Origin of the sequence: Gilliamella sp. Choc4-2, from assembly GCF_001690355.1 — a bacterium.
In the GTDB taxonomy this organism is placed as follows: Bacteria; Pseudomonadota; Gammaproteobacteria; order Enterobacterales; family Orbaceae; genus Gilliamella; species Gilliamella apicola_A.
In genome coordinates, this window is the sequence record NZ_LZHG01000039.1 from 13,925 (window position 1) to 36,137 (window position 22,213).

A 22,213-nucleotide genomic window follows, 5' to 3' on the forward strand; every position below is an offset into this window, starting at 1 on the left:
ATGATGGATCTGTCACCTATATTTGTATTGAGCATTACCATTATTGTTATGTTATTTTCATTATTTGTTTTCAAAATTGGAACAAAATGGTGCACTATTTTGACTGTATGTGGTTTAAGTCTGGCTTTGCTTTGCTCATCTATAATGGGGTATAAAATTTCAATCAATAATCAGGTTATAACGGATATTAGCAGTGATAATATGCAAATACCTACGAAATCAACAACTGAAGTTGATTTGAATTCATCCCAAGAAGAAACTATACCCGTTAACGCAGCATCAACAGAACCAGCTTCAACTGAAAATAAAAGTAATAATGTTGGAAGCAATATTAAGGTGGAGCCGAATGCCGATATAGATGAACTTCAAATAAAACAATCAAAAGTCGATGAAGATAAATCCGTTGACGATAACAGCGCTGAATCCAGTAACTCACAAACAATGGAACAAAAAAAAGCTCCCGCCTCACCTTTCAACGATACTCAAACAAAACTGGCTGATAAAAAAAGCGTTAATGTGAATAATAAGAATGTTCAATTTGCAACTTCTCAAAAAACTGAATTAGACAATGAGCGGAATATCAATGCTCTTTTTACTTGTGATGGTTTTGGCTTGCTATATACCAGTTTAATTTTAATTATTTCAATTATTGTAACCTTTTTTGCTTACCGTTGGTTTAAACAAGAACTAAAGTCACATGGTTTATTTTATGTGATTTTACTTTTTATGACATTAGGTGGGGTTACATTAGTTTATGCTAGCCATTTAATGGCTTTCTTTGTTGGAATAGAATTACTTTCAATTCCGTTTGTTGGGTTAATTGGTTATCAGTATATTCAAACTCATTCCCTTGAAGCTGCGGTAAAATATATGATATTGTCCGCTGTTGCCAGTGCATTTTTATTAATGGGAATAGCATTTTATTATGCAACTACAGGTGAGCTGACTTTTAGTGGTTTAAGCTATCAGCTATCAACAATGACTTATCTTAGCACTTTATTATTAATGGGTGTTTGTTTAATGCTGGTAGGAATTGGTTTTAAATTATCGCTGGTTCCTTTTCAACTTTGGTTGCCAGATGTTTATCAAGGTGCACCTACCGTTGTTGCATTGTTGCTTTCGACCGTAGGAAAAGTTGCTATATTTTGTGCAATTGCCAGACTCTTTTTATTAGCTCCTATTGTTAATAATGAAACTATTCGTATCATCTTAGTAATTATGGCTTTTTGTTCAATTTTGTGGGGCAACTTATTTGCATTTATGCAAAGTAATTTAAAAAGGTTACTTGCGTATTCATCTATTGCTCATTTCGGATATTTATTAATTGCTTTAATTGCAGTGCAATATCAAGTGTTGGCATTAGAAACAATTGGTGTTTACTTAATTGGTTATATTTTATCAAATATCTGTATATTAGGAGTAATCAGTTTAGAATCACATTCTAATGAGCTACAAGATCATGAAAATGAGGTAGATTTATCTGGCTTATTTTGGCGAAAACCAATTCTTGCTTTAGCAATGGGAATTGGATTGCTATCATTAGCGGGAGCACCATTAACTATAGGCTTTATTGGTCGTTTTTTACTAGTTTTATTAGGTGTGACAGCCGAATTGTGGTGGTTAATAGCAGCGGTTGTAATTGGCAGTGCTTTGGGTCTGTATTTTTATGCTCGGTTAATTATCAATCTTTATATAAAACCAACTTACCGAGATGACCTATTATCAGATTTTATAATTAATATTAAACGAGAAAAAATTAGATTAAGTGAACTATTCATTATTTTTTCGGCGCTTTTGATCGTAATTTGTGGCGTTTATCCTAAATGGATATTTAGTCTAGTCAATATGGCTCAATATTTGACAAGTTAATATGATAGCTTATAGTGAGCAAAATTTTTACACGATTATTTGGCTATAAGTTAAAAGGATGAGAAGGCTTTTCTTAAGAATTAAGAGCAGATAAATCTTTGATGTTCTATCTGTTCCTTTAATGTTTCTGTTATATTTGCAATTATGATGATTATTGACCTTCATTGTAAATTTCGAGATTTTCTGACTCTTTTTGAAGAGTTGATTTTTTGCTATCATTTCGATTTTTTTCTAGCTGTGAAAGATAATAGCCATCAACACCTTCAGTAATATAGTTTCCATCGAAAACCGAACATTCTAAATGATGGATACTTGGGTTTTGTTCTGTAACTGAGTCAATTAGATCTGAAAGGTCTTGAAAAATTAATTTATCAGCGCCAATATCTTTAGCAATTTCTTCTACTGTTCGATTATAAGCAATAAGTTCACTTGCAACTGGCATATCAATACCATAAACATTTGGGTATCTAATTTCTGGAGCGGCAGAAGCCAAATAAACTTTTTTTGCACCAACTGAACGCACCATTTCAAGAATTTTTTCAGATGTTGTACCCCGTACAATTGAATCATCAACTAAAAGAACATTTTTACCTTCAAATTCAATACGATTAGCGTTGAGTTTTCTTCTCACTGATAATTTACGTGCATCTTGACCTGGCATAATAAAAGTTCGTCCAACATATCGATTTTTAACAAAACCTTGACGATATGGTTTCTTCAAAATACGAGCTATTTCTAATGCGGCATCACATGATGTCTCAGGGATAGGAATTACAACATCAATATCTACATCGCACCATTCTCTTACTATTTTTTGACCTAGCTTTTGCCCCATTAAAATACGAGATTGATAAACTGATACCCCATTCATCAATGAATCAGGTCTTGCGAAATAAACATATTCAAATATGCATGGATAATATTGGGGATTATTTGAACACTGTTGCGAATAAAGTTTCCCTTCTTGTGTTATATAAATGGCTTCACCTGGCTCAACATCTCTTAATAGTTCGAAATTAAGGATGTCTAATGCGACACTTTCTGAAGCAACCATATATTCAACTTTTTGATTATCAAGCACACGTTTCCCTATTACTAACGGGCGAATTCCATATGGATCACGAAAAGCAACAAGTCCATGCCCTATAATCATAGCAACACAAGCATACGCACCTTTGATGGTATTATGTAAATGACTCACTGCTGTAAAAATATTATCGGCTGTTAAGGGGTAGGTTGGAAATTTATCTAATTCACTGGCAAAAATATTAAGTAGTACTTCTGAGTCAGAGTTGGTATTAATATGCCGTCTTGCTAATTCAAAGAGTTTATTACGTAGCTTATCAGTATTAGTTAAATTACCATTATGGGCAAGTGCAATACCGTAGGGAGAGTTTACATAAAAAGGTTGTGCTTCAGACGGGCTTGAGCTACCAGCTGTTGGGTAACGAATATGACCTATACCCAAATTCCCCTGCAAGCGCTGCATGTGATGTTCTTGAAACACGTCTTTTACTAAGCCATTAGCTTTACGTAAACAAAAGCGATTTTGTTCATCAATAGTTACTATACCTGCGGCGTCTTGACCTCGGTGTTGCAAAACGGTCAATGCGTCATAGATAGATTGATTAACTGTGCTATATCCTACTATACCAACAACACCACACATACAATATTACCTCAAAATTACTACGATAAAAATGAAGACGATTGTTGTATAAAATCAAAAAACCAACGAATAATAAAACTAAAATGCGGAATAAGCTGAGACTGAGTCCAAAATGGCGATTGTGATAACGGTGTAAAAGTATCAACCAAAAAGAGTATGGCGGCTACAACTAAAATCCCCCGTAAAACACCAAAACCAATACCAAGTACCCGATCCGTACCAGATAACCCTGTTTTTTGCACTAACTCGCCAATAATGTAAGAGACAACAGAACAAACGAGTAATGTTGAAACAAAGAGAATAGCTACAGCAACAGCTATTCGCATTAGTTCACTATCAAAATACGTTAAATAGGCAACAATATAAATGTAAAATCGACTTGCTATAAAAAATGCAAGAATCCAACTAATCAGGGATAATGCTTCTCTTACAAATCCACGTACTATGCTGATTAATGCAGAAAAAACTATTACACCGATAATTGTAAAATCAACCCAATTCATCATAATAACTCACAATTTCATGTCAAAATATTTCTAATTAGCAACTATGATCCCTTTTAATTTCGTCAAATTATTTAAATTATCAATTACTTGTTCAGCTTGCTCTTTCTTTGCATAAGGACCAACTAGTAATTTAATTAATTGGTTAGGCTCCGGATTTTTAGGTATCACTCTAACGTTATAATTATTCAATCTTAACAAAGCAACAAGCTCTTCAATCTTCTGTTTATTTCTTAATGCAGTAAGTTGAATGATATATGGCTTAGGATCTTGCTCTATTGGATCAGTTGTAAAGGTTAGGTCATCTTTTTCATCACCACTAATTTCAGGCGAAACTAAAGAACTTGGGTTTTGGTCAGTATCTGGTATATAAGGTATGCTAGATACGTTATTAGCGCCGTTATTGGCCGTGTTATCATCTGGCGCAGCTTCGGCTGCTTGAAACTGTTCATTTATTATATTAGGTTGTAAGATAGGCGTAGTTGAGGTTTGCGAATTTGATTTATCGGTGATGATCCATGGCGCAATAACAGCTAGGATAAGTAATAAAGCTGCTAAACCAACAAGCCGATTCCTAATAATTTTTTGCTTATTCGGATTATCTTTTTTATCTTCTATCATGATTAATTTCGCCTAATATTCATATTGCTCTAATACATCAGCTACTGTATGAAATGAACCACATACAATGATAATATCATCTTCTTTTGCCTCTTGCATCGCTTTTTGGTAGGCATCGCAGACGGTATCAAATGTTGAAATGTTGGATTCGCCTTTGTCTAGTAGATATTGTTTTAATACTTTGCTATTAGAACCACGCTCACCATAAAGGGTAGCACAATACCAAATATCGCCTTTTAGTATTGATAAAGTGCATTTGATATCTTTATCCTTTAGCATCCCAATGACAATACGAACTTTAGCAACATTTGATTGTTTTTTCTTTAATTCTTCTAGTTGTGTTATTAAATAAGTGGCAGCATGAGGATTATGAGCAACATCAATAATGACAAGAGGCGAAGTTTGTAATATTTGAAAACGCCCAGTTAACTTTGATTGTGAAAGCCCTACACATATTTCAGCTTCAGTAATTTTAAGCGCTGAATAACTTAAGGCTGCAATAGCAGTTGCTGAATTAGCTAAAGGAACATTCGGTATAGGTAAATTACAATAGCACTTTCTTGAAGAATCAAATGACCATAAAGTATCATTGGTTTGTTGTTGATAAGACCAGTCCCGATTTACAGCATAAATTGGGCAGTGAACAGATTTTGCTACGTCTAAAATCGATGAAGGCATTTCTGGTTCACCAACAATGGCAATACTTTTTCTTTTGAAAATACCCGCTTTTTCACGCCCAATACTTTCTTTTGTATTACCAAGATAATCAACATGGTCAATACCAATTGTGGTAATAACTGCTACATCAGCATCAACGATATTTGTGGCATCAAGTCGTCCACCTAATCCTACTTCTAGAATAACTACATCTAGTTTAGCTTGCTTAAATTGATAAAGTGCTGCAAGCGTTGTATATTCAAAATAAGTCAATGAAATATCGCCACGCGCTTTTTCGATTTCGGCAAAAGCTTTTACCATTTCTCGCTCAGTCGATTCTCGATTATCAATTCGTACACGTTCAGTAAATCTTAATAAATGTGGTGAACTATAAACACCTACTCGAAATTTTGCTGCAAGCAAGATCATTTCTAGCGTTCGGCAAGTAGTACCTTTGCCATTCGTCCCAGCTACAGTAAAAACATAGGGGGCAGGTTGTAATAAATCCAACCTTTCTGCCACGGTTTTAACTCGCTCTAGTCCAAGTTCGATGGTTATTGGATGCAGTTGCTCTAAATAACAAAGCCATGTCTTTAAGTTAGACATGGCATCTGGTTTTTTATCTTGCATGACTAATTAAACTGTCTCTGTCTCATTTATAGTAATATCATTAAGCGGATCAGGATACCTCATCAATTTTGCTAATAAAGTAGCAATTTTAGGACGCATATCTTTACGATGAATAATCATATCAATAGCACCTTTTTCAAGTAAAAATTCACTACGCTGAAAACCTTCAGGTAATGTTTCACGAACAGTTTGTTGAATAACACGAGGGCCTGCAAAACCTATAAGCGCTTTAGGCTCAGCAATATTAATATCACCAAGCATAGCTAAACTTGCCGACACACCACCCATAGTAGGATCAGTCATAACTGAAATATATGGTAAGCCTTCATCCTGCATTTTTGCAAGGATCGCACTTGTTTTTGCCATTTGCATCAATGAGTATAGAGCTTCTTGCATTCGAGCACCACCACTTGTTGAAAAACAAATTAATGGGCATTTATCTGCTATCGCTTGTTCAGCAGCGCGTACAAACAAAGCACCTACAACTGAAGACATAGATCCACCAATAAATGCAAATTCAAAGCATGCAGCAACTACTGGAATCCCCAACAATGTGCCTTTCATAACAATCATGGCTTCTTTTTCATGTGTTGCTTTTTGCGCTGCAGTTAAACGATCTTTATATTTTTTTGTATCTTTGAATTTTAAGATATCTTTAGGGGCTAGTTCCGAACCAATTTCAACATCAGAGCCTTCATCTAAAAATCGATACAACCTCACACGTGCAGGAATATGCATATGATGATCACATTTAGGACAAACCTCTAAATTACGATCTAATTCTGCTTGGTAAATAACTTGCTCACAGTTACTACATTTTGTCCAAACACCACCTGGTATATTCGCTTTTTTATGGTCTAACGATATATTGTTTTTACTTAGAATTTTTTCAATCCAGCTCATTATGATTCTCTCATGCTGCTACTTTCTAGAATTACTGGGTATTGTATAATACTTTGTACTAATTCTTAATAGCTGTTTTTATTTTTGTCCTACTTTGTAAAGATATTTCATATCTTTCTCCAATTACTCAATATAATAAAAAATATCACTTGTATTTAATTATAATAATTTTGGAGATAAAATTTATTATTTGCACCAATAACTTCGATTAATTTTAATATACAAGAAAAACCAATAAAACTTCAACTTTCATATTTAAACTTCTTGACTCCTAATTTATATATAAAAACTAATTTGCAAATTTAATTATAATTAGCTCCGATATTTATTTAAAAATAATTTGTTGCTATTCTTTAATCTATTCGCTTAATAAATTGTTTTATTTTTAACCCCATAGCAATTAATGCCCCGAAGTAAACGAAAACACCGACAATTACTAACAAAAATAGCCGTCCAATGCGTATTAACATTGATCCAGTAGACCAGTTAGATAGCTCTGAGCCTAACCATAATACCGCTGACATTAAAATAACAGCAATAACTACTTTAGCTAAAAATTTATACCAGCCTGATTGTGGATAATAAAGTTGTTTTTTGCGTAGTTGCCAAAATAATAATCCAGCATTAAAACAAGAAGCAAGACCGATTGATAGAGATAGCCCAGCATGCTGTAACGGTCCAATGAATACTAAGTTCATTAATTGTGTCAAAATTAAAGTAGCAATAGCAATCTTAACTGGAGTTTTAATATCTTGTCTTGAATAAAATGCAGGTGCTAATACTTTTATTAGAATCAGACCAAGTAAACCAATAGAATAAGCTACTAAAGCACGCTGTGTCATTAAAGTGTCATTTAAAGTAAATTGCCCATACTCAAATAGTGTTGATATGAGTGGTCGAGAAATTACACCTAAAGCAACAGTGCTAGGCAAGGCTAATAAAAAGCAAAGTTTTAACCCCCAATCCAATAATTCAGAATATTGTTTATGATCGCTCTTTGAAAAACTTTTTGCTAATGATGGCAGTAAAATCGTCCCTAATGCCACTCCAAGCACTCCTGCAGGAAACTCCATTAAACGGTCTGCATAATACATCCAAGAAACGGATCCAGAAGCCAAAAATGAGGCAAAGATAGTGTTAATAATTAATGAAATCTGACCAACTGAAACACCTAAAATTGCAGGTCCCATTTGTTTTAACACGCGCCAAACCCCACTATCTTTTAAATTAATTCTAGGTAGAACTAACATCCCTATTTTTTTCAAATAAGGAAGTTGATAAAGTAGTTGCAAAACACCGCCGATCACAACCGACACAGAAAGAGCCAGCACTGGCGGGTGAAAGTAAGGAGTGAGAAATAATGTGCACACAATCATACTAATATTTAACAATGTTGGTACAAAAGCAGGAACCGAGAAACGATTCCAGGTATTTAGTATTGCCCCAACAAGTGAAGAGAGGGAAATGAAAAATATATAAGGAAAGGTGATTTGCAACATCGTAGTTGCTAGTTGGAATTTCTCAAGCGATTCTTCTTTAAATCCTGGCGCAGTTAATATAATAATAAAAGGAGCTGTTAATATACCTATTAGGGTGACAAATGCCAACACTAGTGTTAATAAACCAGCAATATAAGCAACAAAAGTACGCGTCGCTTCTATTCCTTGTTGATTTTTATATTCTGCTAAAATTGGCACAAAAGCTTGTGAAAAGGCCCCTTCTGCAAACACACGTCTTAGTAAATTAGGTAACTTAAATGCTACAAAAAAAGCATCGGTTGCCATTCCTGCCCCAAAAAAACGAGCAATAATTGCATCACGAACAAAACCTAATACTCGTGAGCCCATTGTCATAGAGCTTATTGTGGCTAAAGATTTTAAAAGATTCATAAAGAATATAGCATCTAAAATGGACAATGAGGCATAGTCTACAAACTATTCGTACAAATCACCATGCTTTTTTTCAATAAATTTTTTATCTATAGTGAGGTAATGAAAACTTACTTTATCATGAGATTTATTTTTTTAACTAATAGTTTGCTTACTGTATAGTATAAATATGGTGGGTCGTGAGCGATTCGAACGCTCGACAAACGGATTAAAAGTCCGCTGCTCTACCGACTGAGCTAACAACCCTTTTTTAATAGAATGGTGTACCAACGTTATTAGTGATACAAGCGATTTCGGGTTGCTATATTACCTATAATTATTAGGTAATGCAACCCTTTTATGGGTATTTTTTCAAAATACCGAATTTTCATACGCTTTCTTAAAGTGAAGCAAGCTTTTTATTAGCAAGCTCAACAATATTTTTATCTTTAGAATACTTATTCACAACTTGTTGAAATACAGCTTTAGCACTTGTTTTATCACCTTTATCAAATAAAATTATCCCTACTTTATAAAGACTTTCAGCCGCTTTTGGTGAAGACGGAAAATCTTTCACAACTGTTGCATAATAATATGAAGCGTCGTTATTCTTGCCTTGCTTATAAAATAATTGACCAAGCCAATAATTAACATTAGAACGATATACGGATTTAGGGTAAACTTTTAAAAACTTTTGGAATGCGGCAATCAACTCATCGCTTTGTTTTCCATCACTAATAAACCGCATAATAAAATTATAATCCGTTTTATCGTTACCTGAAGTGGTCCACCCAGATAATTCTGGTGCTGCTACGGTTGAAACAGGCCCAAAAGTTGAAGTTGTAGGCGATGATATGGCTTCTTGTGAAGAGCCAGTATTGGTGTTAAATGAAAGCCCCGAACTACCTGCCATTTGTTGTAAAATTATTTTTTGGCGCTCGATTGTCTGGTTGAGTTTGTATTTAGTTTCTTCTAGTTGGCCACGAAGGGTATCAATATCTGATTGCAAATCATTTATCCTTTGTTGATTTTGTATCAACAATTGACCTTGTGCCTGTACAGTTCTTTCCAGTTCAGAACCACCCGCTGCACAACCATAACCAGCAAACAATAAAAATAAGGATAATGTGAGTATTTTTTTATTCATATAATAGGACTCAATGTAAACAGATAAACAAACGGCTAAATAATTCAGCCGTTATGAGAGCGATTAATATACAATTACAGCACGGCGATTTTTGGCGTAAACCGCTTCATCGTGACCTAATACTGCCGGTTGTTCTTTACCATAAGACTTAACTGTCATTTGCCCGACAGATACACCATTAGCTTGAAGATAAGATTCAACTGCAACAGCTCGACGTTCGCCTAAAGCAATATTATATTCAGGTGTTCCACGTTCATCAGCATGACCTTCTATCACAATTTTAATAGGAGTATGTGCTCGTAAAAAACTTGCGTGGGCATCTAACTTATTTCTGTACTCAGGCTTAATATCATATTTATCAAAATCAAAATACACTGTATTCATTTCTTGCTGTTGCAGCTTTTTGAGTAAAGTGTAATCTTCATTAGATAAGCCGTTATATGAGCTGCCACTTGTAGTTGTAGTATTTTTTGAAGAACATGCTGTCACAGCAATTAGAGGTAAAGCAACCACGGCTACTTTAAGAAATTTAGAAAATTGCATTGTTATTAACTCCTATGTGTTAAATAAATAATATTTGGTTTATCTAACTGATTTCAAAACAACATTTGATACCAGTTAGCAAATAATTAGTCATATGATCTTTGCTACAAATTTAATAATATTGATTAAGTTTCGGTCTTCTGTTACAAATATGGTGACCATGATGGAAATTTTACCTGTCCATTAGTTACTGGCAATTCCGCCTTGAAATACCCATCTGTTGAAACCAAGTTTAAGATTGTCCCAAAACCTTTTGTTGAACTATAAATTATCATTGTACCATTTGGCGCTATACTTGGTGTTTCATCTAAAAAAGTATCTGTTAATCGTTGATACGTATTTCTTTCTAGATCATACCGCGTAATATGTTGTTCACCATTATTAGTTGATATCATAGCGATAAACGAGCCATCAGGTGAAACACGTGCGTTTTGATTTTGTGTATTATCCCATGTTAATCGTTGTGGTGTTCCACCATTTATGTTAATGCTGTATAACTGTGGACGTCCAGCTTGATCAGAGGTATAAACAATCGTTTGACTATCAGGCATCCATGATGGTTCAGTATTATTGCTTCGACCTGATGTAATTTGAGTTATTTTCTTTGAGTTTAAATCCATCATATATAAATTCAAATTACCGTCTTTAGATAAAGCAAATGCTAATTTCATTCCATCTGGTGAAAAAGCAGGTGCACCATTGTGTCGAGGAAAAGATGCTATTGTTTCAATAGCGCCACTATCTAATGTTTTCATAACTAGTGCTGAGCGCCCGCTTTCAAAAGTAACATAGGCAAGTTTTTTACCATCAGGTGACCAGGTCGGTGACATTAACGGTGCTTTTGAGCGATGAACAGTAATCTGATCGTAACCATCATAATCAGACACGCGTAATTCGTGTGTAAATGGTCCTTTGTTTAGTTTTACAATATAAGCAATTCGTGTTCTAAATGCGCCCTTAATACCCGTTAGCGATTCAAAGATTTCATCACTTGCTGTATGTGCAGCATAGCGTAGCCATCGTTTTTCGATGGAGAGTTGGTTTTGTGCTAAAATTGCACCAGGTTTATTAACAGTATCAACTAATTGATAAGTAATAAGATATTTTCCAGATGCATCTGGTTGAATAGAACCGACAACGACAGCAGAAATACCAATATTTTGCCACTCTGTTGGATAAACCTCTGATGCTGTTGTTGGCTTTTGTGGCATATTATTAATATCAATAGGGTTAAATTTACCACTATTACGTAAATCTGAAGAAATGATATCATTAATCATTTGAGGAGGCTCTCCAGATCCAGTCCATTTAAATGGCACAACTGCAATCGGTTTAGCAGCACTTAGACCTTCCGTGATATTAATTTGTATTCCTTCATTATCGGCCCAAACAGTTGCTGCTGAGGCATATAAAAAAATGAAGCAAGTTATCAAAAAGCGAAAAGCACATTTGATCATCTTAAATTCCTTAATAGAAGCAAAATAATTATGTTAAAGTATGTGCAACCTATTAGTCACAATAAAGTTAAAAATTGTAAATAATTCTACAATGAGAAAGATAGCTGATATTACATAACAAGTCTATAACCTTTGTGATAAAAGGTTCAACTGCTGTTAATTATTTTCATTACTTAGAAGTAGCCTTATACTAATACCATTTTTAGCTAGTTTAAAGTACAAAATTTGATATTATGACAACATAATTTTATTTATCTCTTAAAAATAACTTTTATTAACCTATTATTTATTAATAATATTTCTATCTTTAAGATAAAATTCAACATTGTATAGATATACAACTAAATGAAAATTAAGTCATTATTTTTGACAATACTCACAGTAAAAAGTATTACGTTGCCCTATTTTTTGTGATTTTATTTTCCTTTGGCAGATCAGGCAGGCTTCACCTTCTCTTCCATAAACTTGAAGATTTTGAGCAAAATAACCAGGTTTTCCATCGGATTGGAGAAAGTCTTTAAGAGTCGTACCACCTTGCTCAATTGATTTGGTTAAAACTTGCTTAATTGCGATTGCTAGCCTTTCATATTCAGTAAATTTTAAAGAATCTGCTGCTCGATTAGGATTGATCCTAGCCATAAATAGTGCTTCAGACGCATATATATTACCAACTCCAACTACAATATGATTATCCATTATCCAACGTTTAATCGGGATATGACGATTCTTTGCTTTTTCAATTAAGTAATTTCCTGAAAATGCATCACTTAATGGTTCAGGTCCCAAATGCTGCAATTGAGTTAATTTATCCAATGAATTTGCCCAGAGCCAAGAGCCGAACCTCCTAGGATCGGTATAGCGCAAACTCACACCATTTTCCAAAACCAAATCGACATGATCATGCTTTTCAGCTTTTTGAGCTTCTTGTAAAATACGTAAACTACCAGACATTCCCAAATGAATCACAATCCAATTGTTAGTTAACTGTAATAACAAATATTTTGCGCGTCGTTTTATATCTAAAATTACTTGTCCATTTGCCTCATTTATAGCATTGTCAATTGGCCAACGAAGTTTAGGTTGGCGAACAATAATTTGTTTTATCGTTTGCCCTTTTAAATAAGGCAAAATTCCACGACGACTAGTTTCTACTTCTGGTAATTCAGGCATAGGAATTCCACTTAATTATTTAACATTTCAGTCACCCAAGCAGGCACTTGTTGAGCAGATTCTGTTTGATTATTATTGATACATAAACTCTGCAAACTAGATGTCCATGCAGGTAAACTACGAAAATCTTGAATATTTCCTTCACATTGCCAATGTCCATTACTATTTATTGGTACCATAAATATATTTTGTGGTATCGGCAGAGTTAGCTTTTTAGGTGTATTATTTTGTAAATATTCACTATATATTTTTAATGCTCCTGTCGCACCAGTTAATTTCATTGGTGAATGATCATCAAGCCCAATCCAAATAACAGCAACATTTTTACCATCAATACCAGTAAACCAACTATCGCGAGAGTCATTACTTGTTCCTGTTTTAGCTGCTAGTTTAAATGAACCATATTTTCCTTTTAATGTACGTGATGTTCCTGATTCAACCACTTGTTGCATTGCATAAGTAGTTAAGTAAGCTGACTGAGGAGAAACAGCTTGAATCTGCTTTGGGTAGCTCTGATATACTAATTCACCTTTGTCTGTTAAAACATATCTTAAAATAGTTAGTGGGGAACGCTGTCCATTATTAGTAATAGTTTGGAACATTTGAGCTGTTTCTAATGGCGTTAATTCTAAAGCTCCTAATAACCTTGATGGCAAATTAGGAATGCGATCTGCTGGTACTCCAAGTGCTTGCAAAATATTTTTTGTCGCATCAAGTCCTAATGCCATACCTAAATTAACTGTTGGGATATTAAGCGAAAGCGCCAAAGCATCAACTAACATAACGCGATTACGAAATTTACGATCGTAGTTTTTCGGTTCCCAATAACCACCACCATCAAGTTTAATTGATAATGGGCTATCATTTAGCCATGTATTAAGTTGATAATGATCAGGTTGTCCAAGTGCAGTTAAGTAAGTTGCTGGTTTAGCAAGAGAGCCTATAGCTCGCCTAGTTAACCATGCTCGATTATAACCTGGATAACGTGGCTCGGCACTCCCTATAATTGATCTAATTTCACCTGTTTCTCGACTAACGACAACCATTGCTGCCTGTAAGTCTTTATTTGTTGATTTACGTAGTACTTCAATTTCATTGGTTACAGCTTGTTCTGCAGCAGCTTGAGCAACTGGATCAAAAGTTGTAAAAATCTTCATGCCAGAAAGGTGTTCTGCTTTATCACCTAATTGGTTACGAAGTTCACTACGAACAACCTGCATAAACGCAGGTTGAGGAGAAATGACACCTCCTTTAGGTAAAACAGATAGCGGGCGCTGGCTTAATAAGTTATACAATTCATCGTCAATAATACCTTGCTGTTGTGAAAGTTTTAACACAACATTGCGCCGTTCAATTACCTGTAGCGGTTGTGTCCAAGGGTTGTACAATGAAGCACCTTTTACCATTCCAACTAAAACTGCTTGTTGATCTAAAGTAAGTTCATTTACTGGGCGACCAAAGTAATATAAACTTGCTAATGGAAATCCATGGATCTCTTCACTACCTGCTTGACCAAAATAAATTTCGTTCAAGTAAAGTTCTAAAATACGTTCTTTACTATAGCGAGCATCTAAAATCAAAGCCATATAGGCTTCACGTATTTTTCGACTCAAACTTCGTTCATTTGTTAAAAAAAGATTTTTAACTGTTTGCTGGGTTAATGTACTACCCCCTTCAGTCCGTCCTGTTGTAAGGTTAACATAAATTGCACGTCCAATTGAATACAGGCTCACACCATGATGTTCGTAAAAACGTTTGTCTTCAGTAGCAACTAATGTTTTTAATAATGAATCAGGAAACGCTTTTAATGGTACAAAAAGTCGTTGTTCGCCATTTGGAGAATGCATCATCGTTATTAATTTTGGATCGATTTTTAGTAATCCAAAATCTCTACCTGTATTTAAATTTATAATACGGTCTATTCGGTTTTGATAAAAAGTAATTTTAATACGGAATGCTTGCTCTTCACCATCAGGAAAAGTAAAAGGTCGTCGATAAATTTCAACTGCATCATTACTTACAATAAATTCCCCAGGGCGCGTAGCTTTTGTAGCTTGCTGACGATATTGTGCGCCAACTAACATAGTAACCACATCATTTAAGCTGTATTCACTGTCGGGTTCAAGCTCAATAATTTGACCATAAATTGCAGCAGGTAGTTCCCATACATTGCCATCAATTCGTTCTTTAATTTTCTGATCAAGATATATACCATAAAAAACAGTGACCGCTAAAAAAATAAGCAGTAGTTTAAATAGTAACGAAAGCAATCGACCCAATAGTGAACGCTTTTTAATTTTTTTTGTTTTTGAAGAAGGTTTCTTTTGGGTAGTTTTAGTTGATGTATTCAAAGCTCGCCTAAGATCCATTATTGAATAATAATGGACTTATAATACCACAATTTTTTAAATATAAACTTACCTTATTTTGTTGATATTAATTCAAAATTACTTTTCCAAATTTATGATTAAAATTCCAGTTGTGGTTTGATATTTTTAACTTTTGCTATAAACGCATTTTTAGATTTACCTGTTAAACCTTCATTTATTGGTAGACTTGCGGTTAATGGATTAACTGGTTTGTTATTGATATGCAATTCAAAATGTAAATGAGGACCAGTTGAACGCCCTGTATTACCTGATAAACCTATTTGGTCCCCTTGCTTAACTTGCTGCCCTTGTTTAACTAAAATTTTGTCAAGATGCATGTAAGTTGTCATATATTGGCGTCCATGTCTAATAGCAATATAATTACCTGCTGAACCACTATATTTAGCAATTACAACTTCGCCATTACCAACTGACAATACCGGCGTGCCTCGTGATACAGCAAAGTCCACACCATTATGAGGTGCTATACGCCCTGTAACAGGGTGCAAACGGCGAGGATTAAATCCAGATGAAACACGTGCTTTTTTTGCCAAAGGATAACGGAAGAAACTCTGTGATAAGCTGCTTCCATTAATATCATAATACTTTCCATCATCTGCCAAAATTGCATAAAAATCTTTAGAGCCATTTTTAAAGCGAAAAGCTAATAATTGGCTATTAGAAAGATGTTTACCATGCATTTGCCGCGATAAAATTACCGAAAATTTGTCTCCAACTCTCAAACGTTTGAAATCCAGACGCCATTGTAATGCGCGTGTAATAGTGCCAATTTCACTACTAGTTAAGCCAATTTTCCGAGCATCAGCAATAAAATTTGTTTTAATTTCACCTTTAAGGATAACTTCTTGGGATACAGCCTCTTCAGTTTCTGAACTTTCTACAAAGTTATCACCAGATTTTTCATATATTCGAATATTATTACTTGAAATGGTCCAATTAAAACTCTTCAAATTATGATCATCATCAGTAGTCCAACTAATTTGTTGACCAATTCTTAGATTAGCTAGTTGTTTATACTTTGTTGTCAACTGATAAATATCATTTCGATTAACATTATAACGTAATAAAATATCATGCAACGTATCGCCTCGAACAATAGTATATTGCACAGTGTTATCTTTATCATCAAGAATTGCGTCTAAATCATCTTTAGCAACAATATCTTCTGGTTCATCTGAAGATTCTGTTATCTTGGAATTTGAATTATCATCAACTATTTCAATTTGTCCTTCCCCAATATCAACAGGTAAAGAAGAACCGTTAGATACAGTTGTTTCTGCTTGAGGATTTAGTGGTACATAAACAGTACGTTCCAAATTGAGAGGTCGCCACAATACGGAAAACAAGATAACGAAAAAAAGGACACCTGATATTGAAAGATAAGGAATTTTAAAATTATTTATTTCAATATCTGGAAATTTAATCTTTCTTGCCAAAATCAACCTTAACTATTTATTATTTGATCTATTATTTATCTAAACAATCCAACAGTTGCTGTGTTAATTTTAACAAAAATTGTGAATAAGCATCTTTCGAAAGATCTATATCAGTTCCTAATGGGTTTAATTCCCCAATTCGAACTTTCGTTCCATCCACTAATTTTCCAATAACTGCAGGACTAAACTGCGGTTCACTAAATATACATATTGCTTGGTGTTCTTTTATTTTTTGTTTTATAGCGTAAACTTTTTGAACACCAGGCTGTACTGATGGATTTATGGTAAAACTACCCAAATTGTTTAATCCAAACTTCGCTTCAAAATACCCATAGGCATCATGAAATACAAAATACCCTCTATTTTGGACGTTTCTAAGTTTTTTTGCAATATTTTGTTCTGTTTCAGCCAGTTTAATTGTGAATTCGCTTAGATTTTCATCAATTAAATCTTTTTTATCTGGATATTGTATTATCAATTTGTCATGAACTGACTTAGCAATAATTTCTGCTATTTCTGGAGAAAGCCAAATATGCTCATCATATTCGCCATGATGATCATGGTCAGATGAATCGTGATGGCTTTGTATTTCTTCATGGGAATTATTATCATGACTAGTTCGAAGTAAAACTTTAATATCCAATATATCAATTAATTCAATTTGCTTTTGTTTATCAACATTTTTTAAAATCGCCGGCATAAAAGTTTCTAGATCTTCACCTATCCAAATAACCAATTGAGCTGATTTGATTTTTCTTAAATCTGCAGGCGTTAAAGAATATGTATGAGGTGAAGCTCCATCTGGTAATAAGATCTCTGTCTCAGTTACACCTGAAGCAATTGCTTCAACAATAAAACCTATCGGCTTCACAGATGAAACAATTGTCGCTTCTGCATTTATAATCATACTCTCTATAACGAATATAGATCCAGACATCACCAAAAATCGGATAAAACGTTCTAAATTCCTTACAATATATTTTTTCATGCCATTATGTTATGTTTAAAAATGTGATAAAATAGACTTTATATATTGTTATAATATAACATAACATGTAGATAAGCAAGGGTATATCAATAATATGACTCAATTAATTTCTCTTGATAATGTCTCCGTTGAAATCAATCATCAGAAAATATTGGATGATGTTTCATTATCAATTAACTTGAATCAAATTATTACGTTATTGGGACCAAATGGAGCCGGTAAATCAACTATGGTTAAAGTCATTTTAGGCTTAATTCCCCATACTTCAGGGGAAATTAAACGATTAGCTAATTTAACTATCGGTTATATTCCTCAATCAATCAATTTAAATCCTACTTTACCCATCACTGTTAAACGCTTTATGCATTTAAATAAAAAATTAAAAAATAAAGATATTATTAATTCGCTCTCGCTAGTAGAGGCAGAATATTTAATTGATAAATCGATACATCAATTATCAGGTGGCGAATTGCAACGTGTTCTACTTGCTCAAGCTCTCGCAAAACGTCCTCAATTGTTAATTCTAGATGAGCCAACACAAGGGCTTGATGTTAATGGTCAAATTTTATTATATGATTTAATTGTTAGTGCTAAAAAGCAGTTTAATTGTGGTGTGTTAATGGTTTCTCATGATCTTCATTTGGTTATGGCAAAAACCGATGAAGTTATCTGTTTAAACCATCATATTTGTTGTTCAGGGACACCTGCAATTGTATCTAACGATCCCGAATTTATCTCGCTTTTTGGTGGACATTGTGCATCTCAAATCGCAGTTTATAAACATTGCCACAATCATCAACATGATTTCTGTCAAAAACACACTGATTTCAACCAATAATATTTTTACCTAATGTTGAAAAGGAGATAAATAATGATTGAATTTCTACTGCCTTCTTTATTCGTAGGGCTATGTTTAACGACAGTTACTGGACCATTAGGGACATTTGTAGTTTGGCGGAGAATGTCATATTTTGGTGATACATTATCACATGCAGCGTTGCTCGGTATAGCTTTTGGTTTTTTATTTAATATAAATCTATTTTATGGCATTATTTTTGTCACATTAATTTTGGCATTAGGATTACTATGGTTAGAGTCTCAAAAACAGCTAGCTATAGATACTATACTTGGAATATTAGCGCACAGTGCACTCTCACTTGGCTTAGTAGTAATTAGTTTATTAGGTAATATTCGAGTTGATTTGATGGGATACTTATTTGGTGATCTTTTATCTGTGACATATATAGATATTTATCCAATCATTTTTTGTGTAATATTAATAGGAATTTTATTAATTTGGCGTTGGAATGATTTTTTGTTTATCACTATAAATGAAGAATTAGCTTTTATTCAGGGTATTAATATAAAATTTACTAAACTACTTTTAATATTATTACTAGCTTTAACTATTGGAATTGCAATGAAATTTGTCGGTGCACTCATTATAACATCTTTACTAATTATTCCTGCAGCTACTGCCAAATATTATTCAAAAACACCTGAAAAAATGGCGCTAACAGCCATAGTCATTGGTATGCTATCTATTATTAGTGGTTTAATTTTCTCATCAATTTACAATACACCAACAAGCCCATCTGTTGTGTTAAGTAATGCTTGTCTTTTTTTTATATCTTTAATAATTTCAAAATTATTTTTCTCTAATAAAGCTTAGAAAACTCAGTAAAAATAATAAATTTATTGCGATACAGATCTCAATCTAAATATAGTTTTAATTGATGTTTATTTTTTAGAAAGTAACATGCTGAAAATTCAAAAAATTAATCATTTATATTATGTCTCTTGCAATTATTCATACTCGCGCATCTGTTGGTATACAAGCACCACATATTAATGTTGAAGTTCATATTAGTAATGGATTACCAGGTTTTGTATTAGTAGGTCTTCCAGAAGCTACTGTAAAAGAGGCCAAAGATAGAGTACGAAGTGCCATTATAAATAGTGGCTTTACATTTCCTGCAAAAAAAATAACAGTTAATTTATCTCCAGCAGATCTCCCAAAAGAAGGAAGCCGTTTTGATTTACCTATTGCTATCGCCATTCTTGCAGCGACTGAACAAATTCCAACAGAAAATCTATTGCACTATGAGTTTTTGGGAGAACTAGCACTTTCAGGTGATATTCGTGCAGTTAAAGGGGCGATTCCTGCTGCTATAGCTTCAAAAAAAAGTAATCGTACATTAATTATTTCGGCTGAGAATCAATCTGAAATATCATTGATTCATCATAATAACACTCTAGTTACGAACAACTTATTAGAGTTATGTCAATACTTATACAATCAAATTCAATTACCTACTGTAAAGTATAGGGAATATGAAGATGTTGATACTCATTTAGCTAACTTACAAGATATTATAGGTCAAGAGCATGCTAAAAGAGCTTTAGAAATTGCTGCGGCAGGTGGGCATAATCTATTATTAATTGGTCCCCCTGGAACTGGAAAAACAATGTTGGCAACACGTTTAACCTCTTTATTACCGCCATTAACTGATGATGAAGCGCTAGAAAGTGCGGCAATAACCAGCTTAATTAGTCCCAATGGCTCAATAAAAAATTGGCGAAAAAGGCCCTTCAGATCACCCCATCATAGTGCATCAAGTGCAGCACTTGTTGGTGGTGGTACAATACCTAAACCTGGAGAAATCTCACTTGCACATAATGGTGTATTATTTTTAGATGAGCTGCCAGAATTTAATCGTAAAGTTTTAGATGCATTAAGAGAACCCATTGAATCTGGTGAAATTATTATTTCAAGAGCAAATGCTAAAATAAGATTTCCTGCTAAATTTCAACTTATAGCAGCAATGAACCCTAGCCCAACAGGGCATTATCAAGGAACACATAATAGAACAACACCACTACAGATAATTCGCTACTTAAATCGACTTTCTGGTCCCTTTTTAGATAGATTTGATATTTCTATTGAAGTACCACTATTACCCCAAGGAGCATTAAGTCAAAGAATAACAATGGCTGAATCGACTGAACAAGTGAAACAAAGAGTATTTAAAGCAAGGAATACACAATTAAAAAGAAACAAAAAATTAAATAGTCAGTTATCCCCAAATGAAATACCACATTATTGCCAATTATCTAATGAAAATAATGAATATTTGGAAAAAGCTTTAATCAAGTTAGGGCTTTCGGTTCGAGCATGGCATCGAATATTAAAAGTATCAAGAACTATTGCAGATTTAGAACTATCAGAAAAAATAGAACGAAAACATATTTCAGAAGCTTTAAGTTATCGTTCTATGGATCGATTACTAATTCAATTACACAAAAACATTGGTTAAAAGAATCAGTCATCATTATCTATGAAATCATCACTTACATCAACTTGTGGTTTTCCACCGGATAATGTATGAAAACGTTTTGGTTTATTTATACGAGAAAGATATTTTATCCAAACTTTTTCAAAATCAGTTGATGCTTCTTTTTTTCCTTTACAAACTGCAACAAATGATTTTTCTTCTGGAGTTAAAGGTTTCTTTACTTCTGTATCAAGTGCTTTAAAAGTACAACCATATTTCTCTAAAATCTGCGCTTCTTTGATTGTAAAATCTCCATGGCGAGAAAAGCCTCTTGGATAATTTTTATTATCAAAAAAACGTTGTTGACTTATAAAACTTTCAGCCATTTTTTATCCTCTAGGTTATAAAAGTCGTAGGGCGGAAATTATAATTCAGTAACGTAATCTGTAAATAATTTTTTTTATTTATATAGATAAATAATGATTAAGCGATTAAAATTAATACAAATTATCAATTTGTGGCAGGGGCGGAGAGTCTCGAACTCCCAACACCCGGTTTTGGAGACCGGTGCTCTACCAATTGAACTACGCCCCTAAATAAGGTGGCGGAACGGACGGGGCTCGAACCCGCGACCCCCTGCGTGACAGGCAGGTATTCTAACCAACTGAACTACCGCTCCACCGTATTTGGCATGTCTATAAAATAGAAATTAAGATTTAAAAAGTCTGGCGGCACCCTACTCTCACATGGGTAATACCCACACTACCATCGGCACTACGGCGTTTCACTTCTGAGTTCGGCATGGGGTCAGGTGGGACCACCGCGCTATTACCGCCAGACATATTCTTTTCTCTTCTACAATCAGTGCTCATTATCTCATAATAACACCAATCTCTCAATTCGGAACAAACCACTCAATCAACATTTAATCCAATTTCGATGACTTAGTCATCAAACGCTTCTCTTCACGTAATCACAAAACAACTCCGAGTTGTAAGGTTAAGACTCTCGGTTCATTAGTATCAGTTAGCTCAATGTATCACTACACTTACACACCTGACCTATCTACGTCTTAGTCTCAAACGAA

18 protein-coding genes, 3 tRNA genes and 2 rRNA genes are annotated in these 22,213 nt (G+C 34.0%); 4 read left to right on the top strand and 19 right to left on the bottom strand.

What is annotated here, in order from left to right; translation table 11 throughout:
* A complete protein-coding gene (locus tag A9G34_RS05820; RefSeq protein ID WP_081295284.1) occupies window positions 1-1,869 on the top strand; it encodes an NADH-quinone oxidoreductase subunit N in 1,869 nt (622 codons plus the stop codon).
* 151 nt (window positions 1,870-2,020) lie between these two features.
* Here A9G34_RS05820 and purF read toward each other — a convergent pair whose 3' ends face one another.
* The 14 genes from purF to znuA all read right to left on the bottom strand — a co-directional run bounded on the left by purF (window position 2,021) and on the right by znuA (window position 17,851).
* Complete coding sequence (purF, locus tag A9G34_RS05825; protein WP_065569193.1) at window positions 2,021-3,538, bottom strand: amidophosphoribosyltransferase; 1,518 nt, start codon at window positions 3,536-3,538, stop codon at window positions 2,021-2,023.
* Window positions 3,539-3,558: 20 nt separating this feature from the next.
* Window positions 3,559-4,041, bottom strand: a complete 483-nt coding sequence (locus A9G34_RS05830; protein ID WP_034946259.1) for a CvpA family protein — start codon at window positions 4,039-4,041, stop codon at window positions 3,559-3,561.
* Between the two features lie 33 nt (window positions 4,042-4,074).
* Window positions 4,075-4,662, bottom strand: coding sequence for an SPOR domain-containing protein (locus A9G34_RS05835; protein WP_065569194.1), 588 nt, complete (start codon window positions 4,660-4,662; stop codon window positions 4,075-4,077).
* A 12-nt stretch (window positions 4,663-4,674) separates the two neighbouring features.
* The gene (gene folC, locus A9G34_RS05840; protein WP_034946012.1) at window positions 4,675-5,949 is read right to left on the bottom strand and encodes a bifunctional tetrahydrofolate synthase/dihydrofolate synthase; all 1,275 of its coding nucleotides are present in this window, start codon (window positions 5,947-5,949) and stop codon (window positions 4,675-4,677) included.
* 6 nt (window positions 5,950-5,955) lie between these two features.
* Window positions 5,956-6,852 carry an acetyl-CoA carboxylase, carboxyltransferase subunit beta gene (gene accD / locus A9G34_RS05845; RefSeq protein WP_065569195.1) on the bottom strand — a complete coding sequence of 299 codons (897 nt, stop codon included), beginning with the start codon at window positions 6,850-6,852 and terminating at the stop codon, window positions 5,956-5,958.
* 353 nt (window positions 6,853-7,205) lie between these two features.
* Window positions 7,206-8,741 carry a murein biosynthesis integral membrane protein MurJ gene (murJ, locus tag A9G34_RS05850; protein WP_034946016.1) on the bottom strand — a complete coding sequence of 512 codons (1,536 nt, stop codon included), beginning with the start codon at window positions 8,739-8,741 and terminating at the stop codon, window positions 7,206-7,208.
* 170 nt (window positions 8,742-8,911) lie between these two features.
* Window positions 8,912-8,987 (bottom strand) — tRNA-Lys (locus tag A9G34_RS05855).
* Window positions 8,988-9,120: 133 nt separating this feature from the next.
* Window positions 9,121-9,867, bottom strand: a complete 747-nt coding sequence (gene ybgF, locus A9G34_RS05860; RefSeq protein WP_065569196.1) for a tol-pal system protein YbgF — start codon at window positions 9,865-9,867, stop codon at window positions 9,121-9,123.
* A 63-nt stretch (window positions 9,868-9,930) separates the two neighbouring features.
* Window positions 9,931-10,410 carry a peptidoglycan-associated lipoprotein Pal gene (pal, locus tag A9G34_RS05865; protein WP_034946018.1) on the bottom strand — a complete coding sequence of 160 codons (480 nt, stop codon included), beginning with the start codon at window positions 10,408-10,410 and terminating at the stop codon, window positions 9,931-9,933.
* Window positions 10,411-10,553: 143 nt separating this feature from the next.
* Window positions 10,554-11,867, bottom strand: coding sequence for a Tol-Pal system beta propeller repeat protein TolB (gene tolB, locus A9G34_RS05870; protein ID WP_141670357.1), 1,314 nt, complete (start codon window positions 11,865-11,867; stop codon window positions 10,554-10,556).
* Window positions 11,868-12,227: 360 nt separating this feature from the next.
* A complete protein-coding gene (gene mutM / locus A9G34_RS05875; protein ID WP_034946021.1) occupies window positions 12,228-13,037 on the bottom strand; it encodes a bifunctional DNA-formamidopyrimidine glycosylase/DNA-(apurinic or apyrimidinic site) lyase in 810 nt (269 codons plus the stop codon).
* Between the two features lie 11 nt (window positions 13,038-13,048).
* Window positions 13,049-15,388, bottom strand: a complete 2,340-nt coding sequence (mrcB, locus tag A9G34_RS05880; protein WP_051825240.1) for a bifunctional glycosyl transferase/transpeptidase — start codon at window positions 15,386-15,388, stop codon at window positions 13,049-13,051.
* Between the two features lie 116 nt (window positions 15,389-15,504).
* Window positions 15,505-16,863 carry a murein DD-endopeptidase MepM gene (gene mepM, locus A9G34_RS05885; RefSeq protein ID WP_065576078.1) on the bottom strand — a complete coding sequence of 453 codons (1,359 nt, stop codon included), beginning with the start codon at window positions 16,861-16,863 and terminating at the stop codon, window positions 15,505-15,507.
* A 31-nt stretch (window positions 16,864-16,894) separates the two neighbouring features.
* Window positions 16,895-17,851, bottom strand: a complete 957-nt coding sequence (gene znuA / locus A9G34_RS05890; protein ID WP_065569198.1) for a zinc ABC transporter substrate-binding protein ZnuA — start codon at window positions 17,849-17,851, stop codon at window positions 16,895-16,897.
* A 94-nt stretch (window positions 17,852-17,945) separates the two neighbouring features.
* Between znuA and znuC the strand changes: the two genes are divergently transcribed.
* The 3 genes from znuC to A9G34_RS05905 all read left to right on the top strand — a co-directional run bounded on the left by znuC (window position 17,946) and on the right by A9G34_RS05905 (window position 21,168).
* Window positions 17,946-18,689: a zinc ABC transporter ATP-binding protein ZnuC gene (znuC, locus tag A9G34_RS05895; protein ID WP_065569199.1), complete on the top strand. Its 744-nt coding sequence runs from the start codon at window positions 17,946-17,948 to the stop codon at window positions 18,687-18,689.
* A 33-nt stretch (window positions 18,690-18,722) separates the two neighbouring features.
* On the top strand, window positions 18,723-19,523 hold the full coding sequence (znuB, locus tag A9G34_RS05900) for a zinc ABC transporter permease subunit ZnuB (RefSeq protein WP_065569200.1): 801 nt from the start codon (window positions 18,723-18,725) through the stop codon (window positions 19,521-19,523).
* 121 nt (window positions 19,524-19,644) lie between these two features.
* Window positions 19,645-21,168, top strand: coding sequence for a YifB family Mg chelatase-like AAA ATPase (locus tag A9G34_RS05905; protein WP_034946032.1), 1,524 nt, complete (start codon window positions 19,645-19,647; stop codon window positions 21,166-21,168).
* Between the two features lie 5 nt (window positions 21,169-21,173).
* Here the strand turns inward: A9G34_RS05905 and A9G34_RS05910 are convergent, their stop codons facing one another.
* The 5 genes from A9G34_RS05910 to A9G34_RS05930 all read right to left on the bottom strand — a co-directional run.
* Window positions 21,174-21,512 carry a DUF413 domain-containing protein gene (locus tag A9G34_RS05910; protein WP_034946035.1) on the bottom strand — a complete coding sequence of 113 codons (339 nt, stop codon included), beginning with the start codon at window positions 21,510-21,512 and terminating at the stop codon, window positions 21,174-21,176.
* Window positions 21,513-21,644: 132 nt separating this feature from the next.
* A tRNA-Trp gene (locus tag A9G34_RS05915) sits at window positions 21,645-21,720 on the bottom strand.
* An 8-nt stretch (window positions 21,721-21,728) separates the two neighbouring features.
* A tRNA-Asp gene (locus A9G34_RS05920) sits at window positions 21,729-21,805 on the bottom strand.
* A gap of 44 nt (window positions 21,806-21,849) precedes the next feature.
* Window positions 21,850-21,965 (bottom strand): 5S ribosomal RNA (gene rrf, locus A9G34_RS05925).
* A gap of 156 nt (window positions 21,966-22,121) precedes the next feature.
* Window positions 22,122-22,213 (bottom strand): 23S ribosomal RNA (locus tag A9G34_RS05930); the annotation flags it as partial.

Coding starts and splice junctions, on each gene's coding strand:
- tolB (WP_141670357.1), bottom strand. CDS start 11,867: ATGATCAAATGTGCTTTTCGCTTTTTGATAACTTGCTTCATTTTTTTA.
- znuA (WP_065569198.1), bottom strand. CDS start 17,851: ATGAAAAAATATATTGTAAGGAATTTAGAACGTTTTATCCGATTTTTG.
- folC (WP_034946012.1), bottom strand. CDS start 5,949: ATGCAAGATAAAAAACCAGATGCCATGTCTAACTTAAAGACATGGCTT.
- znuB (WP_065569200.1), top strand. CDS start 18,723: ATGATTGAATTTCTACTGCCTTCTTTATTCGTAGGGCTATGTTTAACG.
- A9G34_RS05835 (WP_065569194.1), bottom strand. CDS start 4,662: ATGATAGAAGATAAAAAAGATAATCCGAATAAGCAAAAAATTATTAGG.
- accD (WP_065569195.1), bottom strand. CDS start 6,852: ATGAGCTGGATTGAAAAAATTCTAAGTAAAAACAATATATCGTTAGAC.
- A9G34_RS05910 (WP_034946035.1), bottom strand. CDS start 21,512: ATGGCTGAAAGTTTTATAAGTCAACAACGTTTTTTTGATAATAAAAAT.
- znuC (WP_065569199.1), top strand. CDS start 17,946: ATGACTCAATTAATTTCTCTTGATAATGTCTCCGTTGAAATCAATCAT.
- pal (WP_034946018.1), bottom strand. CDS start 10,410: ATGCAATTTTCTAAATTTCTTAAAGTAGCCGTGGTTGCTTTACCTCTA.
- purF (WP_065569193.1), bottom strand. CDS start 3,538: ATGTGTGGTGTTGTTGGTATAGTAGGATATAGCACAGTTAATCAATCT.
- mutM (WP_034946021.1), bottom strand. CDS start 13,037: ATGCCTGAATTACCAGAAGTAGAAACTAGTCGTCGTGGAATTTTGCCT.
- A9G34_RS05820 (WP_081295284.1), top strand. CDS start 1: ATGATGGATCTGTCACCTATATTTGTATTGAGCATTACCATTATTGTT.
- murJ (WP_034946016.1), bottom strand. CDS start 8,741: ATGAATCTTTTAAAATCTTTAGCCACAATAAGCTCTATGACAATGGGC.
- ybgF (WP_065569196.1), bottom strand. CDS start 9,867: ATGAATAAAAAAATACTCACATTATCCTTATTTTTATTGTTTGCTGGT.
- A9G34_RS05905 (WP_034946032.1), top strand. CDS start 19,645: ATGTCTCTTGCAATTATTCATACTCGCGCATCTGTTGGTATACAAGCA.
- A9G34_RS05830 (WP_034946259.1), bottom strand. CDS start 4,041: ATGAATTGGGTTGATTTTACAATTATCGGTGTAATAGTTTTTTCTGCA.